Source organism: Bifidobacterium asteroides, assembly GCF_019469425.1.
Classification (GTDB): Bacteria; Actinomycetota; Actinomycetes; order Actinomycetales; family Bifidobacteriaceae; genus Bombiscardovia; species Bombiscardovia asteroides_I.
Map to the genome: position 1 here is coordinate 1,522,717 of NZ_CP048272.1, position 19,873 is coordinate 1,542,589.

The window sequence follows — 19,873 nt, forward strand, 5'->3', positions numbered from 1 at the left end:
CTAAAGAAGGGAATATCAGCCTTGGAGCAGGGCGCAGAACGAGACTGCTCCGCGGCTGATGTTCCCGCAGTCTGCTCCCTGATACGCCTAATTTCAGCATATGATGTCAAAGGTGACAAGATGGCCGGTTGTAGGCTCCAGTCGGGCAATCTGCCATATTCGATCGTCTGGAAATCGACTAGAATAAAGACGGATAGTTGTCCAAAAGTAACGGACGAAACCTATATTCTATATCGAAATTATTCACACATCGTTGTGGAAGAAAAGGAAGGGTATGAGCGGACCAGAACAATCTCAGATAACTTTCGGGGTCCTGAATGAAACCAGCCATGATGAGTCGCGCGTGGCCTTGACGCCAGACATCGTGACCCGTCTGGCGAGGCAGGGCATCACCTGTCTGATGGAGTCATGCGCTGGAATCCGAGCCGGCTTCAGGGACGAGGATTATCAGCGAGCAGGAGCTGCAGTCACCGACAGGAATACAGTCCTGTCCAAATCCCAAGTCCTGGGATTTGTCAATAGGCCAGACACATCCTTGCTGAGCCGGATACAAAACAAGACCTGGATCATCGGCATGCTGGGATCTTTCTCAGATCAGGATTACATCAAAGCCCTGGACGAGGCCGGACTGACGGGTATCGCCATGGAACGACTCCCCCGTCAGCTCAGCTCTGCTCAGTCCATGGATGAAATGACCTCGCAGAACTCAGTCATGGGATACAAGGCAGCTCTGGTGGCTGCCGATGCCTACGGATCCTTCTTCCCCATGATGACCACTGCCGCAGGAACCATCCGGCCAGCCAAGGTTCTGGTTCTGGGCGCCGGCATTGCAGGACTGCAAGCCATCGGAACCGCCAAACGTCTGGGAGCCGTAGTCACCGCCTACGATGTCAGACCCGCCTCCAGGCAGGAGGTGGAATCCCTGGGAGCCAAGTTCCTTGACCTGGGACTGGATTTCTCCAAAGGTCAGGGCGAGGGCGGCTATGCGCGCCAGCTGAACAGCCAGGAGCAGGCTCAGCAGCAGGCAGCGGTGGATGCCAAGGCGGCAGGTTTCGATGTGGTCATCACCACAGCCAAGGTCCCAGGAGGGAAGCCGCCCAGGCTCCTGAGTGCCAAGGGAGTGGCCAATCTACACCCCGGAGCCGTGGTGGTGGACTGCGCAGCCAGCGATCTTGGCGGCAACGTTGAGGGGTCGCAGGTAGGAACCACGACCACGCATGAGGGAGTCATCATGATAGGTGCGCCATACTTGGCCAGCGGTGTGGCCACGACGGCCTCCAGCCTGCTGGCCAGGAATGTGGCGGACGTGTTGGTTCATTTTGTCCGCAATGGAGCGCTGAGCATCAAGGCAGATGATGGAATAGATCAGGCGCTGGTCGTAACAGGAACAGCAGAGTCTGGCGCGCGCGGAAGCACAGACGCGGCAAGCAGTGAGAAGAAAGGCCACCAGCAATGAATTCCTTGGTCATAGCAATTACACTCTTTATCTTGGCTCTGCTGATCGGCGTTGAAGTGATCGGCAAGGTTCCGGCCACCCTTCATACGCCTCTGATGTCCGGAGCAAACTCAATCCATGGCATTGTGATCGTCGGCGTGGTCATCATTGCAGCGGAGGCGCACTCCCCGCTTTCCTACGTCCTCATTTTCCTGGCGGCCATACTTGGTGCCATGAATGTGGTGGGCGGCTATGTAGTGACGGACAGAATGCTGGAGATGTTCAAATCATCGAAATCCGGCAGGAAAAAGAACAAAGACGACCAGAACCACCAGGCTTCGGCCGTCCCGGTAGCGAATGCTGAGGACGGGGGAGCCGACAAGTGAACACCCTCGACATCATCACCTGGTTCGTCTACCTCCTCTCCTCGGTCATGTTCGTCATGGGTCTGCACTGCATGAACTCCCCCAAAACGGCCCGCACAGGCAATAGGATTTCTGCAGCAGGCATGATCATCGCCGTAGCCATGGCCTTCATCCACCTGTTCGCCACCGGTTTCGCCTCCTCCCTGGCCATCGTTCTGCTCGTGCTCGGCATCCTGATCGGATCCGCAGCAGGGGTCTACTCGGCCAGGAAGGTCAAAATGACGGACATGCCTCAGCTGGTTTCCGTCTTCAACACGGTCGGCGGCGGCGCAGCAGCCCTGGTCGCCTTGAATGACATACTCACTTCCGAAGGTACCCCGACTCTGGTGGTGCTGATCACCGCCGGGCTCGGTGTGGTCATCGGTTCCGTCACCTTCACCGGTTCCCTGATAGCTGCCGGCAAGCTTCAGGGCGTCAGCCTGATCAAAAACCTGAAGCTGCCGGCCAAGGCTGTCTGGAATCTGCTCTTCGCCCTGCTGACGGTGCTCTGCCTGGTCATGCTCTGCCTGAATCCAGACACTCGGACCCCATGGGCCCTCCTCACGGCCATATTCGCCCTAGGCTACGGACTGGTCTTCGTCATCCCCATCGGCGGCGCTGACATGCCCGTGGTCATTTCTGTTCTGAACGCCTGCACTGGCACAGCTGTGGCCATGAACGGCCTGGCCATCGACAACGTCGCCTTGATCGTGGCTGGCGCACTGGTCGGTGCCGCTGGAGCGACCCTGTCCGTCCTGATGGCACAGGCCATGAACAGGCCTCTCCTGAGCGTTCTAGCTGGAGGGTTTGGCGGTTCCTCTGTCAGCGCCAGCCAGGATCAGGGTGCCCAGGGGACTATGAAGGAGACCACACCCGACGATGTGGCTGTCCAGCTGGTCTACGCAGACAAGGTCATCTTTGTCCCCGGCTTTGGTCTGGCTCAGGCTCAAGCCCAGCGCGAACTGGCCGACTTGGGCGAGCTGCTCAAGGGTCGTGGCGTTGAGGTCTCTTACGCCATCCATCCGGTGGCTGGCCGCATGCCCGGACATATGAATGTCCTCTTGGCCGAGGCCAACGTCCCCTATGAGGAATTGATCGACCTCGACGACATCAATCCCCAGTTCCCATCAGCCAACGTCGCCTTGGTGGTTGGCGCCAATGACGTGACCAACCCCGCGGCCCGCCGACCAGGGACCGCAGTATCCGGCATGCCCATCCTGGACGTTGACAAGGCCCAGCATGTTGTCGTTCTCAAACGAGGTCGCGGCAAGGGCTATGCAGGCATCGAAAACGAGCTCTACTTCAATCCGAATACGCAGATGCTCTTCAACGATGCCAAGGTCAGCCTTCAGGCGATCATTGCATCGGTCAAGGAACTTATCGCCTGAGCATCTGCTGGACGACCTGTCGCATATGCTGTAGTCAGAACCATGGCTCCAGATCGGTTTGGCTGATCCGGGGCCGATTATCGTCGAACAGGAAGGACCCGCATGCTGTCATTCGTCAACGACTATTCCGAGGGCGCCCACCCCGCAGTCCTGCAACGGCTAATCGACACCAACATGGAGCACCTTCCCGGCTACGGCAAGGATCGGTACAGCTTTTCCGCCGCACAGAAGATCGCTCAAGCCTGTGACTGTCCCCAGGCCCAGGTTTATTTCATGGCCGGAGGGACTCAGACCAATCAGGTCGTCACCTCCTGCCTGCTGAAGTCCTACCAGGGGGTGGTCGCTGCGGATACTGGCCATGTCAACGTCCACGAGGCCGGTGCCATTGAAGCCATAGGCCACAAAGTCCTCACCATCCCCAGCAAATAGGGCAAAATTCGCGCAGGAGATCTTAACGCCTTCCTTGATGGCTTCTACGCCGACGGAAACCATGAGCAGATGGTCTTCCCCGGCATGGTTTACATCTCCCATCCCACCGAGTATGGGACCCTCTACAGCCGCCAGGAGCTGGAAGATCTCTCGCAGACCTGTCGGAAATACAAGATCCCGCTCTACCTGGACGGGGCCAGGCTGGGATATGGACTAGTGGCCCCAGGAATCGATGTCGATCTGGCGGACATAGCCCGTCTCTGCGATATCTTCTACATCGGAGGAACCAAGGTGGGCGCGCTCTGCGGCGAAGCGGTGATCTTCCCCAGGGGGAATGCTCCCGAACATTTCAGCACCATGATCAAAAGAAGGGGGGCCCTTCTGGCCAAGGGAAGGCTCTTGGGAGTGCAGTTCGACGCTCTTTTCACCGATGACCTCTACCTGCGCATCAGTCGAAGCGCCATCCAGACAGCAGCGATGATCAAAGAGGCCCTGCGTGAGAAGGGGTATCAGATTGTTATGGATTCCCCAACCAACCAAACCTTCATCTGTCTGGACAATGAGCGCATGGAGGAGCTGTCCAAGCAGGTCGCCTTCGACTTCTGGGAACGCAGCGATGCAACCCACACCGTGATCCGACTGGCCACCTCCTGGGCGACGACAGTCGAGGACACCCAGGCTCTGACCAATCTGCTGTAAAAGCCGCTCAAGCTAAATCAGAGCAAACCAAGGCCATCCCGCCACCCCTTCCCTGCCGGTCATCCTCAGGGGAGGGATACTCATATATACGTGAACTTTTTCATCCGCTCTGTAGACACGAACAATCCCACATTGTTGGACATATCACACTCTTTCGGGATGAGTGAAAGCTGGCGTTCAGCAGGATTTTTATTGCAACGATGCTGATGCGCACACTCCCCGCCCTGAGCATAGGAACGGAAATGCTTCAATGATGAAAGGGAGCTTATGAAAGCCATTGTTTTCGAACAATTCAACACCTTCCCCACCCGCAAGGAAGTGCCGGAGCCGACCCCTGGGAGCGGCGGGGTTCTGCTCAAGGTTGCTGGGGCAGGTTGCTGCCATTCCGATGTATCCGTCGTCCAGGACTGCACGCCGGAAACCTGGAGCCGCACCAAACCGCCGATTATTCTGTGGCATGAGACCACCGGCTGGGTCGAAAAGGCGGTCCCCCGATGTCACGGGCTTTAAGAAGGGTGATCCGGATGCGGCCACTACCCTGACTGCTTGGCCGGCCAAGAGAGCTAATGCTCCAGCTCCGTAACCAATAAATCCCAGGCCTTGGGTCTGGGTCGCGACGGCGGCATGGCAGAATACATGACCGTCCTGGCCCGCAACCTGGCGCCGCTGGGCAATACGGATCTAATTGGCCCCCCCTCCTAGCTGACGCTGCCCTGACCCCCTACCACGATCCGGGCTGCCATGCCTCATCTGAACGACGGCGGAAAGCACGCTCTGGTCATTGGCCTGGGCGGACCGGTCCAGAGCGCCATTCAGATTCTTCACGCCCTGCCAACATGTATCGCAACAGCCAGATCGAGGCTGAGATCGAAACCTATGCGCTGGACAACGCCCTCAATGCCCGCCACAAGCTGGTCGACAACAAGCTCTCTGCCAGGGCTGTTGTAGTCCCGCACACCAACACCTGATCTTCCCTAGCGCGTAGGTGAGAAAGCGGATCGCCTGTCGGTCGGATTCAAGCATGGTCAGATTTGTGTCCTGACACCATTTTCCGCCTGCCTGCACTTGATGGCCTGTCATGGTCTTTTCACAAGGACCGTAACAGGGCATAGCATCCAACCGAGGGGATCAAACCCGCATTGTTTACAGTTCGTTCGATTGCGAAGCATCACTCAACAGCAAGTGGATCGAGAAAATACCGTTGGCGGATTCCAGCCTTATTGAACCGCCGAGCGAATCCACCAGGGAATCAACGATGCTCAGACCCAGACCTGTGCTTCTGATCTTGGTCCGTGATTGGTCCTCGGTCTGGAACCGTTCCATCAGCCTGTCTACATCGACGGCTCCGTCCCTGGTTTTGTTGCCGAAGTCCAGATGAACCCGCCCATCTTCGCCCTGGTGCAGGTCCACCCAGGCTGATTCCTCCGCATACTTGAGCCAGTTGCCAATCAGATTCTGGATTACCCGACTCATCATGGTCTGGTCCGTCGTTATTTCCACACCAGCTTGGATCCTGAGCTCCACCGTGACCGACTGTGCGGTCAAAGAATCGAAGGCGTTGAAGAGCTCCTGCTGAACCAGGGCCGACAGGTTCACCCTACTCAAATCCAGACTCACGCTCTTCTCTTGAATCAGATTGAAATCCATCAGGTAATGCAGATAGTGATCCACTGACTGCAGGTTGTTGAGAATCTTGTCCAGCTGCTCCTGGTCGTCCGATTCCTCTTTGAGCAGTTGGGCGTATCCCCTAGCCACGATCAGAGGGGTCTTGATGTCATGGGTCAGATTGGTCAGCATCTGTCGGACCTGTTTATTCTGCTCAGCCTGGGTGATCTGCAGCCGCTTGTTTTTGTTCAGAATGGCGTTGATCCTATTCGCCAGAGTGCGGATGAGTCCGATATTGGCCCCAGTTGTTACTAGGGCATTGGAGTCCGCATGGTTGATGAAATCCAGATCACTGCTGATTCGTTTGAGGTCGACAATCAGCAGTATCAGTTTAATCGCCAATGCTAGGGCGACAAGACCCAGAACAAGTGCAACCACCTTCACGGATTCACCTCCGATGACCCCTTATTCGTCGTCATTCATCGTCCTGATTTCCACCCGAATTCAGACCAGGTGAACGCCGATACCCCAGACCGACACGATGTAGCGCTGGCTTCCAGCATATTTGTTAAGACTGGTCCGCAAGGTGCTCAGGTGCACATTGAGAGTATTCTCGGCATTGATGTATGGCTGGTTCCAAACCTGCCTGTAGAGGTCCTCCTTCTCGAAAACCCGATGCGGATGGTCCATCAGAAGCTCAAGGATGGCGAATTCTTTGCGAGCCAGATCGACCCTGTGCCCATCAACGCTGACCGTGTGCTCCATCCGGTCCAGCTCGATCCCCTCGAAACAAATCCTGGCGTCAGATTCACCTGCTGTATCCGCATCCGCTTTCAGTGCCACGGATTGGCGCAGCTGAACCCGGACGCGAGCGCGAAGCTCGTCGATGTCGAAAGGCTTGGTCACATAATCATTGGCGCCCTGCTCCAAGAGGCTGACGGTCCTGGTCTTATCCTGGATGGCCGTAAGGATGATGAACGGCACCGAAGACATGCGTCGAATGGCCTTGAGGACGCTGTCCCCGGTGATTACAGGAAGCATCATATCCAGAAGGATCAGGTCGGGTTCCTCCTGCTGGAAGCGAGCAAAGCCTCGCCGCCTGTGGTCACCTGGATGATCCGATAGATCTCGCCCAGCACATCCTTGAGCAGGGACTGGATGTCCTCCTGATCCTCCACGACCAGAACCGTAGGCATGCTTTCTTCCTTTCACGGGTCACACTCATGTTACTGAAGCCGTCTCACAATGCCAGTCTCGTCCAATCGGATTTATGTAATTCTTAATGATTTCTTTGCCAAGCACTTAAGAAAGGCATTTTAGATTCTCTAATAGCGACACAAGAAAGGAACTCCATGGACGATACCATTCTGGATATTAGCCATGTCAGCAAACGGTTCGGCCGCTTCCAGGCACTAGAGGATCTCAGCCTTTCCATAAACAGGGGTGAGATCTACGGGTTGATCGGCGAGAACGGTGCTGGCAAAACCACCCTGATGCGTCTGATAACTGGACTCTCCCCCATGCAGAAGGGAACCATAAGGCTGATGGGGCGCACAATTGGCAAGAACAGGCGCATTCTGAGCAGAATAGGCTCAATCATTGAGGCTCCGGCCGCCTTCAAAAAACTGACCGTCAGCCAGAACAAGAAACTGACAGCCATCCAGCACGGGCTGGCCGACGACAAGGCCATCTCCCAGGCCATCGACTTCGTTGGTCTGGGCGAGAAGGCCAAGACTCGGGCCGCTCACCTCTCTCTTGGTCAGCGTCAGCGCCTTGGGTTGGCCATGGCCATCCCCACCCGGCCCGATTTCCTGATCCTGGACGAGCCCATCAACGGCCTGGACCCGGCAGGAATCATCGAATTCAGGACACTTCTGGGAAAGCTCAATAAGGAGCGCCAGACGACCATTCTCATCTCCAGCCACATTCTGAGCGAACTCTACCTGGTCTCCTCCCGGTTCGGGTTCATCAGCCACGGCCGCCTGATCAAGGAGGCAGACAAGGACGAACTGGATCGGATCAATCAGAATGGACTGTTGATCGACGTGGACCAGAGCTCCAAAACCGCCACGATCATGGATCGCCAGGGAATCGGCTCCCTTCAAGTCCTTGATGACCATCAGATTCTGATCAGGCAAGGGAATCTGGAACCGGGCCCCATCAACAGTCTTCTGGTTCAGAAAGGCATCCTGGTCAATCAAATCAGCCAGCAGAAGGGATCGTTAGAGGGATATTTCGCAGATCTGCTGAATAAGGACCCTCAAGAGTCGAGGAGGCAACAATGATTAACCAGATCAGGGCCGACTTTTATAGGCAGCGACACTCCATCGGCATGCTGCTTCTGCTGATTGCCACTGTGGCCCTCGGCATCGGGACCACCTGGAGCAAGAACACTGTGGGCATCAGCACGGGCGGGGAAGAATACGCTCATAAACTTTCGGAAATCCAAGGCCAGAGCTGGACCATCAGGACAGGCCTGCAAGCTGGTGTCGCCTCCGCCACGTCCCTGATCTACTTTTATATCGCAGTCTTCGTTATCGTCATTGGTTCGGAGTACAGCCAGCACACCCTGAAGAACACATTGACCTCGGGCATCTCGCGCATGCAATTCATCTTAGGCAAGTACACGACCATCCTGATTGACATCATCCTGCTGACCGGACTGGCCCTTGGAAGGAAGCCCGGAGTCGGCTGGGGCATCTTGTACAAGGATGTGGCCGTCATGACCCTATCGGTCAGCTTCTGCATCTCCGTCATCATCAGCCTGGGCATCGTCCTGTTCATCCTTACCCAATCCATAGTCATTCCAGCGGTGGTGATCGTGATATGGCCCGTGCTAATCGGCCTCATAGAGTTCACGGCGAAATGGAAATGGCTGCGATACTTCGACTTCGTCGGGTTCGGCCAACAGATTGTTCTGGACACTCTGAAGGCAGATCAGGTTTGGATCTATGTCGGCGTATCCGTGGGCGTGGTCCTGGTGGCCATCATCGGGTCGGCTCTGATCATATCCAAGAAGGAGATCTAAGCCAGATCAGGCTTGGCGACCTGCATGACCATCTTGGCAAAGGCTCTGACGGAAGCATCCAGGGAATAATGCTCCTTGGCATGTTCGGCGTAGCGTCTGGACCAGACCGCAAGTGCATCAGGATGGTCTATCCACCAGTCAACTTGCGCAGCCAGTGCCTGGGCCTTGCCGACCGGGAAGAGCGAGTGCTCAACCAGAGCGAAATGGCCGGCGGCGCTCAGGTCGGATTGTGCTATTACCGGGACTGCGCCGCAGGCCATCCCCTCTAGGACGCTGACCGATTCCAGGTCCGCGATGGAGGGATGGACCAGTAGATCGGCCTGTCTGAGCAGATCAGGCATGGTCGTGTTGTGATGGAATCCAATCGAGACCTGCGTGCCGTTCAGCTGCCTGGCGGCCTCCGCCTTCAGGCGGCGCTCCATGGGACCTGTGCCAGCTATGGTCAGGCTGATTCTGCGTCTGTTCCTGCACAGGGCCAGAGCACGGATCAGAGTCAGATGGTCCTTTTCCCGGGCCAGCCTGCCAGAGGCCACGACTTGGATCAGCCGGTCGGGTCGCTGCCGCTCGTATCGGCCCCGCTCATATCGGTCACCGGGGTTGAACCTGGGCTGGTAGCCGTTGGATATGACATGCAGGTGGGCCTTGTACCCATGCGAGCGCAAGAGGTCAGCCGTCAGCTGGGTAGGAACGTGGATGTGCCTGACGTGATCGTAGAGCCAGAATCGAAAGAGCCGGTAGATGGCCGCATCCACCCCGGGCAGGTAGCGCAATGGACCAGCTGAATAGGTGATGTTCTCAGGCTGAATGTGAAACCCGGCAGTCACCGGTATGCCCATGGACCTGGCCTGTGCCAGGGCGGCACGGCCGAAGGCGAAGGGTTCGTAAATATGGACCAGATCCACACCGGCAAAGGCCCTTCGGAAAAGTGCCGGATCAGCACGAGCGAAGCTCATCTGCTGTCTGGCCGCCACATGAGAGACTAGAGGAATTCGATGCACCCGCGCCGGATAGTCGGTCGAGCCTACCCCCACCAGACGGACCTGGTGCCCCAGCGCTTCCAGACCCTGGGCGTATTGGATGGCGGAGTTGGAGGTCCCATTGCCCCTGTTGCCGAAGGAATCCAGGACCAGGGCCAGCGTCAGGCGATCATGATCCCTCATCAACGTTCCCTCCGCTGTTCAACTGTTGCAGACTTGGGTCGAACCAGGACAGGGCGACCACCCGATTGCACCCACTATTAGTAGGAGAAGGCCGGGACGGCCGCCCCACGGTAGTAGCGGTTGATGGCATCAGCCACATAGCGACTATGGTAGGCGGAGACCAGAGCCTTGTAGTCGGGGTCATTTTTGTCAGCCTGTCTGGCCACGATGATGTTGACATAGGGATGATTGGCTGGCGATTTGAGATCGCCGGGCACCTGGTAGATGGCATCCTGGATCTTCATGCCAGCATCCAGGATGAAATTGGTGTTGGTGATTCCAGCCGCATAGTCGGGCAGGACCTTGACGATCCCCGGTGGATCGACCTGATCCAGGACCAGCCCACGCGGGTTGTCTACGATATCTTCGGGAACCGGCGTGGTGGCCTTGGGGTCTCGCAGACCGATCAGCCCGGCGCTGGCAAGCACCTTCAGGGAGCGGCCCAAGTCGATAGGATCGCTGGGTATTGCCAAACGGTCACCATAGCCTATCTGGTCAACGCTCCGGTACTTCTTTGAGTAGAGGTTGAGGGGTGAGATGTAGGTGTCGCCAATGGCTGCGAACCGGTACCCGTGCTGCTTGGACTCCTGCTCCAGAAAGGCATAGTGCTGGAAGGCATTCAGGTCAATCTCCCCGTTGGACAGTGCCTGATTGGCGTAACGCCCATATTGGAAGGAGCGGAGCTTGATTTTTATGCCGACCCGGCGCTGGTCCAGTTGGTGCTGAACGGCCTTCCAGATCTCCTCATCAGCATCGCCCACCAGGCCGATGCTGATCTCCCGCTGGCCGCGATCGGGCTGGTTGACCCTGACATAGGCCACTCCCATCAGGACGGCGACCACCAGGATGACGACCGAGACAGCTGCCAGCTCTCGCTTGGCCCTGGTTCTTCTGGTGCTCATATCCGTCCTCCTTCATTTGTTGAACCTATCGCATCAGGAAACCTTGAAAGCCGGCAGGCAGGCGCCCTTGTAGACATGGACGATGGTGTCGGCCACGGGCTTGGAATGGTAGGCTCGCACCACTGCGGCGTAGGTGGGGTTATTCCGCTGATCCTTGGTGGTGACGATGATGTTGACGTAAGGCTTGTTGGCCGGGTTCTGGAGATCGTAGGGAACCTCGTGGATGGCATCATGCACACTGCGACCTGCATCGACCACGAAGTTGGCGTTGGTGACCCCGCCCGCATAGTCGGGCAGCAGGTTGAGGATGCCAGCCGGATCCACCTGCTCGATGCGTAGATGCTTGGGGTTGTCCACTACGTCCTCGGGCAACGGGTTGGTGGCCTTGGGGTCGCGCAGACCGATCAGCTTGGCGTCGGCCAGGACCTTCAAGGCCCGGCCCATATTGGTGGCGTTGTTGGGAATGGCCACCCGGTCGCCGTCTTGGAACTGCGAAGGCTTGGCATAGCGCTGCGAGTAGAGGTTCATGGGCGAGATGTAGGTATTGCCAAGCACAGCCAGCTGGTAGTGGTTGGTTTTCACATCGTCCTCCAGGTAGGCGTAATGCTGGGCGGCGTTGAAGTCCACCTCGCGGTTGGCTGTGGCCTGGTTGACATAGATGGCGTCCTGGAAAGGCTTGAGCTCGATCCTGATGCGTTCACCCCGCCGATCCAGCTCTGCCTGGACAGCCTTCCAAATCTGATCGTCCGAACTGCCAATGACGCCGACCTTGACGACCTTGACATCGGCACCCACCTGGTTCAGACGGACATCGGTACCGACCACCAGCGCTAGCAGGAGGACGATGACCAGGCTGAGCGCCGCCAGCTGGACCTTGGCTCGGTTCTTTTTGCCGACGCGATTACGACCGACCACAATAATCTGACCTTTCCCGGGTTGCTCAGTGTTCGACGACCTCGGCCAGAAGCCGGCCGAACAGTTCGATCAGGGCGATGAAGATGACCAGCACAATGATGGTGGCGATGGTCACGTCGTTCATGGACCGCTGGTAGCCCAGACGGATGGCGAAGTCGCCCAACCCGCCACCACCCACAATGCCCACGGTGGCGGTCTCGCCCACCAGGCTGACGATGGTAATGGTGGTCACCCGGATGATGGAGGGGATGCCCTCACGCAGGTAGACGTGCCAGATGATCTGCCAGGTGGTCATGCCCATGGACTCCGCCGCCTCGACATACCCAGGGTCCAAACCGGCCAGGGCCGACTCGATCTGCCGGGAGAAGAAAGGCGTGATGCCCACGACCAGCGGGAAAATTGCCCCTTTAGGCCCGATGGCCGTACCCATGAGCATTCTGGTCACCGGCACCAGAGCGGCCGCCAGAATAATGAAGGGAATGGAGCGGAAGAGGTCAATCAGCTTGTCCAGAATGGTGAACACCAGGCCGTTGTGACGGATGCCATCACGTCGGCTGATGATCAGCCCCACCCCGATGACCAGAGCCAGCAGGAAGGAGATCACCCCTGAGACGCCGACCATGACCAAGGTCTGAACCATGCTGCTGAAGAACTCAGGCAATCGGCTCATGACGTTGGGGAACCAGGTGGTGAGCAGGGACGTCATGATTTGAGGACCTCGATTCCGATGTTGCGCGAGCGCAGGTATCCCATGGCCCGACGGATATTTTCCGGTTCGCCGCCCATCCTGACCACCAGACCCCCCAGGGGTGCTCCCTCCACCACATCGATGTCGCCGAAGATGATGTTGACGTCCAGGTTGTAGCGACGGCTGATGGTGGAGACCAAAGCCTCGGAGACCTCCTTGGAGACATAGGACATGCGCATGAGGATCTGCCCGGGCTCCAGGGCCACCAGGGGCGAATCGGCGGCCATCAGATCCTTGACCTTTTCCAGGTTGGATGTGGTGGCCACGAAAGACTTGGTCAGCTGGGCCTTGGGATCTGCAAAGACGTCGAAGACCCGGCCCTGCTCCACAATGACGCCCTGATCGATGACTGCCACCCGGTTGCAGATCTGCCGGATAACCGACATCTCGTGGGTGATCATGACCACGGTGATGCCCAGCTGGTCGTGCAGATCACGGAGCAGCTGAAGAATGGAGCGCGTGGTGGTCGGATCCAGTGCGCTGGTGGCCTCATCGCTGAGCAGGATATCCGGCTCGTTGGCCAGTGCTCGGGCGATGGCCACGCGCTGCTGCTGGCCACCGGAGAGTTCGGCGGGATAGTGGTCGGCCAGCTCAGTCAGCCCTACCAATTCCAGAAGCTCGGATACCCGGGCCCGTCGAGATGCACGGTCGCGGCTGCTCCCCCGCAGAGGAAGGCCCACATTATCGGCCACCGTCCTGGATGGCATCAGGTTGAAGTGCTGGAAGATCATGCCCGTACGACGCCTCAAGTCCCTGAGCTCGGCCGGAGCCAGATACTTGACCTCGCGACCCCGGACCTTGACGCTGCCCGAGTCATAATCCTCCAGCCCGTTGATGCAGCGGACCAGGGTGGACTTGCCAGCCCCGCTCAGTCCGATGATGCCAAAAATATCTCCAGTCTCGACAGTCAGATCGATGTCGGCCAGTGCCGTCTTGTCTTCGTCGTCGTCGCTGTGATAGGTCTTGGTCAGGTGCTCCATCCGCACCGCCGGTATCCGCTCGCTCACGTTCCCGCCTTCCCTGGTCGACTGCCTGACATGGTAATCGTCCCGGCGGCCAGTGGACAAGAAGGCCTCTATAGATGTCGTTTATAGGCATGTATCGATAGTCGGTGACAGAATATGAGTATGCGCGCATCCGGTCAGCAACGGATTATCAACACTATCGATCCAGGGAAGCGGTCGTTCGGCTCTCCTCTGGGGCCAAGACCCACACGAGTCCTTCTCCTAGGGGCCGGCGAACTCGGCCGCGAGATCGCCATGAGCCTGATGCGACTGGGGGCCTGGGTAGGTGCGGCGGACTCCTACCCTGGCGCACCGGCCACCCAGGTGGCCCATGTCGGCTACCAGGTGAGGATGAGTGACCCCCAGGCTCTTGAGGACCTGATCGAAATGGTCAAGCCCGATCTGATCGTGCCAGAAGTCGAGGCCATCGCCACTGACCGTCTGGCCGGCGCCGCAGCCCGGGGCATCCAGGTAGTGCCTGCCGCACCCCTGGCGGCCATGTGCATGGACCGCAGGGCCCTGCGCGTCTTCGCCCACGAGCAGGTAGGTCTGCCCACTACCCCCTATCAGTTCGCCAGCTCCCCCGAAGAGCTGGCCAGGGCGGCGGACCAAGTGGGCTACCCCTGCATGGTCAAACCTCTGATGAGCTCCTCCGGACACGGACAGACCCTGGTGCGAAGCAGGGAAGGTTTGTCTCAAGCCTGGAATTCGGCACTGACCCAGGGCCGGGCAGCCATCAGGCATCAGGGCGAGGCCGAGATCATTGTGGAGGCTCTGGCCCCCCTAGCGCATGAGCTGACCGTTCTGACCGTGGCTTCCTCCGCCGGCGTGGCCACCTGCACGCCCATCGGCCAGCGGCAGGAGAACGGCGACTACCGGCTCTCCTGGCAACCGGCGGAGCTGAATCCTGACATCTTGCAGCAGGCCCGGAGCATGGCCACCAGGCTGGTTCATGCCATGACCTCCCTGGCATGTCAAAGCGGGGAGACCGGGTGGGGGGTCTACGGAGTGGAGATTTTCGTTCTGCGCGATGGCTCGCTGCTCTTCAACGAGGTGGCCCCGCGCCCCCATGACACCGGCATGGTGACTATGATCTCCCAACGCCTGACCGAGTTCGACCTTCACGCCCGGGCCATCCTGGGCATTCCCGTCCATCAGGAGGATCTGGCCCTGAGTCTGCAGGAGGGCGCCTACGCGGTCAGCCGACCCATCCTGGTCAGGGGCCAGGGACCTGTCAGTTTCCAAGGTCTGCCGCAGGCCCTGGACCACCCAGGCACCGATCTGCGCATCTTCTCCAAACCAGAAGTGCTTGGTCTGCGCCGCATGGGCGTGGCCCTGGCCCAGGGTCCTGACCTGCAGACTGCCCAAGAACGGGCCGAAGCCGTGGCCGGCGATCTGAAACCTCAGGTGGGCTCGGAGATGTAACTCGGGCTTGCTATGGTGGTCATGTCCCAAGAAGTGCAGATGTTTCCAATTCGCAACAAACTCGAGGAAGGCGAACCGTGGAAAAGTTGGGGATGCGCTATCAAGGCAAGGCCAAAAAACTGTACGAAACGGATGATCCGAACATGCTCTGGGTTGAGTACACCGATCAGGCCACGGCGGGGAACGGAGCCAAGAAGGCCAATATCGAAGGCAAGGCCAGACTGAACAACAGGATCACCACGGTGATATTCTCCCTGCTGGCACGCCGGGGCATCCCCAGCCACTTCGTACGCAGCATCTCGGATACCGAACAACTCAATCGCCGGCTGGACATGTTCCCCTTGGAGGTCGTCATGCGCAACCGGGCCGCAGGCTCTTTCGCCCAGCGGTACGGGGTTGCGGAAGGCACCGCCTTGAAGCAGCCGGTGCTGGAGTTCTTCTACAAGTCCGATCCCCTGGATGATCCATTTATCAACCGGGATGACATTCTGGCCCTGGGGCTGGCTACCGAGCAGGACCTGGACATCGTCGCCGCAAAGACCAGGGAGATCAACGGGGCGCTGACCGACATCTTCCACGCCATCAACGTAGAGCTGGTGGATTTCAAGATCGAAATGGGCAAGACCGAATCGGGCATCATCCTTCTCGGCGACGAGATCACCCCCGACACCTGTCGGCTCTGGGCAATCGGCAATAATCAGAACGGCCAGGTCACCCACCTGGACAAGGACATCTTCCGCAGGGACCTGGGCAGCATCATTCCTGCTTATCAAACCATTTTGGATGGGCTGACCGAATTGGAGGAGCGCGAAAGCCAATCGAACGGCTGAATCGATCGACCCGGAAGCGAGCTTATCGCCTCCGGGTTTTTCATTGGTCCCTAACCAATCCATCACGAAAGGATCCATCGTGCTCTTCCGTGTCTATACCGAGAAAAAACGGGGCTTCGACCAGGCCGCCGAGAGGCTTGCCGAACAGCTTCGCACCCTGCCGGGCGTGCAAGGGCTAACCGGCCTGCGCGTGATCAACCGTTACGATCTGGAGGGAATTGACGAAGACCTCTTCAAGCGCTGCCTGCCCACGGTCTTCGCCCAGCCCCAGACCGATCTGGTGACCACCCGGCTGAAGCAGGCCCTGCGCATGAAGGGCTACGCGGACATGCCGCCGCTGGACTCCCCTATGCTCTTTGCCGTGGCTCCCCTGCCCGGTCAGTTCGATCAGCGAGCCGACTCTGCAGCCCAGTGTGTTCAGCTGGTCGGCCAGGGCGCCCGCCCCCTGGTGGCCACGGCCACCGTCTACCTGCTCCAGGGCGATTTGAATGCCGAGCAGATCGAGGCCATCCGCAATTACCTGGTCAACCCGGTCGACTCACGGTTGGTAAGTCTGGAGCAGCCCAAGACCCTGGCCATGCCGGATGAGGATCCGGATCCAGTGCCCGCATTGGACGGGTTCCGCGATCTGGATGATCCTGAACTTGAAGCGCTGATTGACAAGCTGGACCTGGCCATGGATCTGCCGGACGCCCGTTTCTGCCGGGACCACTACCGCCAAGAAAAGCGCGACCCCACCCTGACCGAGCTCAAGGTGATAGACACCTACTGGTCGGACCACTGCCGGCACACCACCTTCAATACCAGGCTGGAGCGGATCGAGGCGGACAACCCACGAGTACGGACCACGCTGGAACGATATCGGATAATGCGAGGAGAGCTGGGCCGTCAGAACCGACCTGAATGCCTGATGGACATGGCCACCATCGGAGCCAAGTACCTGCAGAAGCATGGCATCCTGAGCGACGTGGACCAGTCCGAAGAGGTCAACGCCTGCACTATCCGGACCAAGGTCGACGTGGATGGCCAGGATCAAGATTGGCTCTTCCTCTTCAAAAACGAAACCCATAACCATCCCACCGAGATCGAGCCCTTCGGCGGTGCCGCCACCTGCATCGGCGGAGCCATCCGTGATCCCCTGTCCGCAAGAGGCTACGTCTATCAGGCCATGAGAGTCAGTGGGGCGGCGGATCCTCGTCAGCCCCTGAATCAAACCCTGCCGGGCAAGCTGCCTCAGAGCCGGATCGTCCGTCAGGCTGCCGATGGTTACTCCTCCTATGGCAACCAGATAGGGCTGGCCACCGGGCAGGTTCGAGAAATCTATCACCCAGGCTATGCGGCCAAGCGGATGGAGGTGGGCGCTGTGGTGGCCGCCACCCCGGCCGACCACGTGATCCGTCGTCGGCCCGCACCCGGTGATCTGATCATTCTGGTGGGCGGCAGGACCGGCCGTGATGGGATCGGCGGCGCCACCGGAGCTTCCAAGTCCCAGAATGAAGAGAGCCTGGAACGTTGCGGAGCCGAGGTGCAGAAGGGAGATGCACCTGAGGAACGCAAACTCCAGCGCCTTTTCCGCCGCCCGGAGGCAGCCAGGCTGATTGAGCGCTGCAACGACTTTGGAGCCGGCGGTGTAGCCGTGGCCGTGGGCGAGCTGGCGGACGGGCTGAATGTGGACCTGGACCGGGTGCCGCTCAAGTACCAGGGGTTGGACGGGACCGAAATCGCCATTTCCGAGAGCCAGGAGCGCATGGCCGTGGCCCTGGCTGCAGAAGACGCGCCCGCCTTCATCAACTGCGCCCGGCAGGAGGACCTCGAGGCCACTGTCATCGCCGAAGTCACCGAGGAACCCCGGCTGCGGATGACCTGGCGATCAGAGACCATCGTGGACATCCCCCGGTCCTTCCTGGCCTCCAACGGCGCCCCTCATACGGCCGATGCCCAGGTAGCGGTTCCAGCTCCCTACCATGCCCCCTTTGAGGTCCAGGGCAGCCTGGACGCGCGCATGAGGTCCCTCCTTGCTGACATCAATGTCTGCTCCCAGCAGGGTTTGGCCGAGCAGTTCGACTCCACAATCGGCGCAGGCACCGTTCTCATGCCCTTCGGCGGAGCCCGACAGCTGACACCGGCCCAGGCCATGGTGGCCAAGCTGCCGGTGGATGGGCACACCACCACCGTCTCGGCCATGGCCTGGGGATTCAACCCCTGGATCAGCAGCCAGGACCCTTACACCGGTGCCTACCTGGCCGTGGTCGAGAGCCTGGGCAAGCTGGTGGCCTCTGGCTTCAGCCGTTCCCGGTCCCACCTGAGCCTGCAGGAGTACTACCCCAAGCCCGGCGACGACCCCCGGCGCTGGGGTCTGCCGGCAGCCGGCGTCCTGGGAGCTCTCCAGGCCCAGCTGGATCTTTCCGTGGGTGCCATAGGCGGCAAGGACTCCATGTCCGGCAGCTTCGAGGGCCTGGATGTGCCGCCCACCCTGATCAGCTTTGCTGTAGCCCTGGGACGAGCCAAGGATGCGGTCTCCCCCGAATTCAAGGCAACGGACCGTCAGGTCTATCTCTTGGCGCCCGACTACCAGGAGGACGGATTGCTGCCCGATCCGGAGAGCCTGCGGACCGTCATGGACCAGGCGGAGGCGCTGATCAGCCAGGACCTGGTGGATGCCGCAGCCACTCCGGGCTACGGATGCATCGCCCAGTCCCTGATGGAGATGTGCCTAGGCAACAGAATCGGGCTGGACCTGGCGTCAGGCACTGCTTTATCGGCGCTCTTCCGCCCCGCCTATGGAAGCTTCATTCTGGAGGCCTCTGGTCCGGAGCCCCTGTTCATTCAGAATTCCCGCCTGCATTTGCACCTGCTAGGGCACACCTGCGAGGACTATCGCCTTCGCTGCGGCAGCGAGGATCTGGACCTGTCCAAGCTTGAGGAGATCCGTGCCGAAGGTTTGGAAACCATCTTCCCATACCGCGGCCAAGGCGATCCGGTGCCAACCATCGGCCGCACCGACCGTGAGCCCGGCAGGCCTGCAGCGCGCAGGACCAAGGGAACTTCCAAGACCGCCCGACCCAGGGTGGTCATGCCCGTCTTCCCCGGCACCAACTGCGAGTTCGACTCTGCGCGGGCCTTCCGGGATGCTGGAGCCCAGGTGGATACCGTGGTCATCCGCAACCTGAACGCCGAGGACGTAGCCGAGAGCTCCCGCCGCCTGGCCCAGGCCATCCGCAACAGCCAGATACTGATGCTGCCCGGAGGCTTCTCCGGCGGCGACGAACCCGACGGTTCGGCCAAACTGGTGGCATGCTTCCTGCGCTCGAACCAGGTTGCCGATGCCCTCCAGGAGCTTTTGCAGGACCGGGACGGGCTGATTCTGGGCGTCTGCAACGGATTCCAGGCGCTGATCAAGCTGGGCATGGTCCCCTATGGAAAAATCGTCACCGGCTCGCCTGAGGATCCCACCCTGGCTGTCAACGCCATCGGCCGTCATCAGAGCCGTCTGGTCCACACCCGGATCAGCTCCACACGCTCCCCCTGGCTGAGCGCCTGCCGGGTGGGCGATATCCACACCATGCCCGTCAGCCACGGCGAAGGGCGATTCGTAGCCGAGCCTGGCCTCCTGCGCGCCCTGATCGACCGAGGACAGGTGGCCGCCCAGTATGTAGATGAGCAGGGCCGCCCCTCCATGGATCCGCTGGTCAACCCCAATGGATCCGACATGGCCGTCGAGGCCATCACCAGTCCGGACGGCCGGGTGCTAGGCAAGATGGGCCACACGGAACGCAGCGGCCCCGACCTGTATCTCAACGTGCCCGAAAACCGCACGCAGCCACTCTTCCAGTCGGGAGTGGACTACTTTGCCGCCTAGGGG

18 protein-coding genes and 1 pseudogene are annotated in these 19,873 nt (G+C 59.4%); 11 read left to right on the plus strand and 8 right to left on the minus strand.

Annotated features, from left to right (window positions below; genetic code table 11):
• Nucleotides 1-274: 274 nt before the first annotated feature.
• The 6 genes and pseudogenes from GYM67_RS06245 to GYM67_RS09280 all read left to right on the plus strand — a co-directional run bounded on the left by GYM67_RS06245 (nt 275) and on the right by GYM67_RS09280 (nt 5,323).
• Entirely contained in the window at nt 275-1,456 is a 1,182-nt protein-coding gene (locus GYM67_RS06245; protein WP_220236097.1) for an NAD(P) transhydrogenase subunit alpha, read from the plus strand.
• On the plus strand, nt 1,453-1,821 hold the full coding sequence (locus tag GYM67_RS06250; protein ID WP_220236098.1) for an NAD(P) transhydrogenase subunit alpha part 2: 369 nt from the start codon (nt 1,453-1,455) through the stop codon (nt 1,819-1,821). The genes GYM67_RS06245 and GYM67_RS06250 overlap by 4 nt, the downstream gene beginning before the upstream one ends.
• Complete coding sequence (locus tag GYM67_RS06255) at nt 1,818-3,227, plus strand: NAD(P)(+) transhydrogenase (Re/Si-specific) subunit beta (protein ID WP_220236099.1); 1,410 nt, start codon at nt 1,818-1,820, stop codon at nt 3,225-3,227. Before GYM67_RS06250 ends, GYM67_RS06255 begins: the two co-directional genes overlap by 4 nt.
• 102 nt (nt 3,228-3,329) lie before the next feature.
• Nucleotides 3,330-4,355 (plus strand): annotated as a pseudogene (locus tag GYM67_RS06260) (threonine aldolase family protein).
• A 267-nt stretch (nt 4,356-4,622) separates the two neighbouring features.
• Nucleotides 4,623-4,865, plus strand: coding sequence for an alcohol dehydrogenase catalytic domain-containing protein (locus GYM67_RS06265; protein ID WP_220236100.1), 243 nt, complete (start codon nt 4,623-4,625; stop codon nt 4,863-4,865).
• Nucleotides 4,866-5,191: 326 nt separating this feature from the next.
• Nucleotides 5,192-5,323 carry a hypothetical protein gene (locus GYM67_RS09280; RefSeq protein WP_258561459.1) on the plus strand — a complete coding sequence of 44 codons (132 nt, stop codon included), beginning with the start codon at nt 5,192-5,194 and terminating at the stop codon, nt 5,321-5,323.
• A gap of 175 nt (nt 5,324-5,498) precedes the next feature.
• On the opposite strand, the gene GYM67_RS06270 is transcribed toward GYM67_RS09280, so the two are convergent.
• Genes GYM67_RS06270 through GYM67_RS06280 form a run of 3 tightly spaced genes read right to left on the minus strand, consistent with a single transcriptional unit; the run spans nt 5,499 to nt 7,156 of the window.
• A complete protein-coding gene (locus GYM67_RS06270; protein ID WP_220236101.1) occupies nt 5,499-6,404 on the minus strand; it encodes a sensor histidine kinase in 906 nt (301 codons plus the stop codon).
• A 60-nt stretch (nt 6,405-6,464) separates the two neighbouring features.
• Nucleotides 6,465-7,004: a response regulator transcription factor gene (locus GYM67_RS06275; protein WP_220236102.1), complete on the minus strand. Its 540-nt coding sequence runs from the start codon at nt 7,002-7,004 to the stop codon at nt 6,465-6,467.
• 11 nt (nt 7,005-7,015) lie between these two features.
• Nucleotides 7,016-7,156: a hypothetical protein gene (locus tag GYM67_RS06280; RefSeq protein ID WP_220236103.1), complete on the minus strand. Its 141-nt coding sequence runs from the start codon at nt 7,154-7,156 to the stop codon at nt 7,016-7,018.
• 156 nt (nt 7,157-7,312) lie between these two features.
• On the opposite strand from GYM67_RS06280, the gene GYM67_RS06285 reads away from it, so the two are divergent.
• Nucleotides 7,313-8,245 carry an ABC transporter ATP-binding protein gene (locus GYM67_RS06285; RefSeq protein ID WP_220236104.1) on the plus strand — a complete coding sequence of 311 codons (933 nt, stop codon included), beginning with the start codon at nt 7,313-7,315 and terminating at the stop codon, nt 8,243-8,245.
• The gene (locus GYM67_RS06290) at nt 8,242-8,988 is read left to right on the plus strand and encodes an ABC transporter permease (RefSeq protein WP_220236105.1); all 747 of its coding nucleotides are present in this window, start codon (nt 8,242-8,244) and stop codon (nt 8,986-8,988) included. Before GYM67_RS06285 ends, GYM67_RS06290 begins: the two co-directional genes overlap by 4 nt.
• On the opposite strand, the gene GYM67_RS06295 is transcribed toward GYM67_RS06290, so the two are convergent.
• The 5 genes from GYM67_RS06295 to GYM67_RS06315 all read right to left on the minus strand — a co-directional run bounded on the left by GYM67_RS06295 (nt 8,985) and on the right by GYM67_RS06315 (nt 13,759).
• Nucleotides 8,985-10,148 (minus strand): glycosyltransferase, encoded by a 1,164-nt coding sequence (locus GYM67_RS06295; RefSeq protein WP_220236106.1) that lies wholly within the window; start codon nt 10,146-10,148, stop codon nt 8,985-8,987. The genes GYM67_RS06290 and GYM67_RS06295 overlap by 4 nt on opposite strands.
• A gap of 77 nt (nt 10,149-10,225) precedes the next feature.
• Nucleotides 10,226-11,089 carry a MetQ/NlpA family ABC transporter substrate-binding protein gene (locus GYM67_RS06300; protein ID WP_220236107.1) on the minus strand — a complete coding sequence of 288 codons (864 nt, stop codon included), beginning with the start codon at nt 11,087-11,089 and terminating at the stop codon, nt 10,226-10,228.
• A gap of 33 nt (nt 11,090-11,122) precedes the next feature.
• The gene (locus GYM67_RS06305; protein WP_220236108.1) at nt 11,123-12,004 is read right to left on the minus strand and encodes a MetQ/NlpA family ABC transporter substrate-binding protein; all 882 of its coding nucleotides are present in this window, start codon (nt 12,002-12,004) and stop codon (nt 11,123-11,125) included.
• 25 nt (nt 12,005-12,029) lie between these two features.
• The gene (locus GYM67_RS06310) at nt 12,030-12,710 is read right to left on the minus strand and encodes a methionine ABC transporter permease (RefSeq protein ID WP_144085182.1); all 681 of its coding nucleotides are present in this window, start codon (nt 12,708-12,710) and stop codon (nt 12,030-12,032) included.
• Complete coding sequence (locus GYM67_RS06315; RefSeq protein ID WP_220236109.1) at nt 12,707-13,759, minus strand: methionine ABC transporter ATP-binding protein; 1,053 nt, start codon at nt 13,757-13,759, stop codon at nt 12,707-12,709. Before GYM67_RS06315 ends, GYM67_RS06310 begins: the two co-directional genes overlap by 4 nt.
• Before the next feature lie 114 nt (nt 13,760-13,873).
• Between GYM67_RS06315 and purT the strand changes: the two genes are divergently transcribed.
• The 3 genes from purT to GYM67_RS06330 all read left to right on the plus strand — a co-directional run bounded on the left by purT (nt 13,874) and on the right by GYM67_RS06330 (nt 19,870).
• The gene (gene purT, locus GYM67_RS06320; RefSeq protein WP_220236110.1) at nt 13,874-15,181 is read left to right on the plus strand and encodes a formate-dependent phosphoribosylglycinamide formyltransferase; all 1,308 of its coding nucleotides are present in this window, start codon (nt 13,874-13,876) and stop codon (nt 15,179-15,181) included.
• Between the two features lie 77 nt (nt 15,182-15,258).
• The gene (purC, locus tag GYM67_RS06325; RefSeq protein WP_220236111.1) at nt 15,259-16,011 is read left to right on the plus strand and encodes a phosphoribosylaminoimidazolesuccinocarboxamide synthase; all 753 of its coding nucleotides are present in this window, start codon (nt 15,259-15,261) and stop codon (nt 16,009-16,011) included.
• Nucleotides 16,012-16,090: 79 nt separating this feature from the next.
• Nucleotides 16,091-19,870 (plus strand): phosphoribosylformylglycinamidine synthase, encoded by a 3,780-nt coding sequence (locus GYM67_RS06330; protein ID WP_220236112.1) that lies wholly within the window; start codon nt 16,091-16,093, stop codon nt 19,868-19,870.
• Nucleotides 19,871-19,873: the final 3 nt, after the last annotated feature.

Coding starts and splice junctions, on each gene's coding strand:
- GYM67_RS06245 (WP_220236097.1), top strand. CDS start 275: ATGAGCGGACCAGAACAATCTCAGATAACTTTCGGGGTCCTGAATGAA.
- GYM67_RS06250 (WP_220236098.1), top strand. CDS start 1,453: ATGAATTCCTTGGTCATAGCAATTACACTCTTTATCTTGGCTCTGCTG.
- GYM67_RS06265 (WP_220236100.1), top strand. CDS start 4,623: ATGAAAGCCATTGTTTTCGAACAATTCAACACCTTCCCCACCCGCAAG.
- GYM67_RS09280 (WP_258561459.1), top strand. CDS start 5,192: ATGTATCGCAACAGCCAGATCGAGGCTGAGATCGAAACCTATGCGCTG.
- GYM67_RS06275 (WP_220236102.1), bottom strand. CDS start 7,004: ATGATGCTTCCTGTAATCACCGGGGACAGCGTCCTCAAGGCCATTCGA.
- GYM67_RS06280 (WP_220236103.1), bottom strand. CDS start 7,156: ATGCCTACGGTTCTGGTCGTGGAGGATCAGGAGGACATCCAGTCCCTG.
- GYM67_RS06285 (WP_220236104.1), top strand. CDS start 7,313: ATGGACGATACCATTCTGGATATTAGCCATGTCAGCAAACGGTTCGGC.
- GYM67_RS06290 (WP_220236105.1), top strand. CDS start 8,242: ATGATTAACCAGATCAGGGCCGACTTTTATAGGCAGCGACACTCCATC.
- GYM67_RS06295 (WP_220236106.1), bottom strand. CDS start 10,148: ATGAGGGATCATGATCGCCTGACGCTGGCCCTGGTCCTGGATTCCTTC.
- GYM67_RS06300 (WP_220236107.1), bottom strand. CDS start 11,089: ATGAGCACCAGAAGAACCAGGGCCAAGCGAGAGCTGGCAGCTGTCTCG.
- GYM67_RS06310 (WP_144085182.1), bottom strand. CDS start 12,710: ATGACGTCCCTGCTCACCACCTGGTTCCCCAACGTCATGAGCCGATTG.
- purT (WP_220236110.1), top strand. CDS start 13,874: ATGAGTATGCGCGCATCCGGTCAGCAACGGATTATCAACACTATCGAT.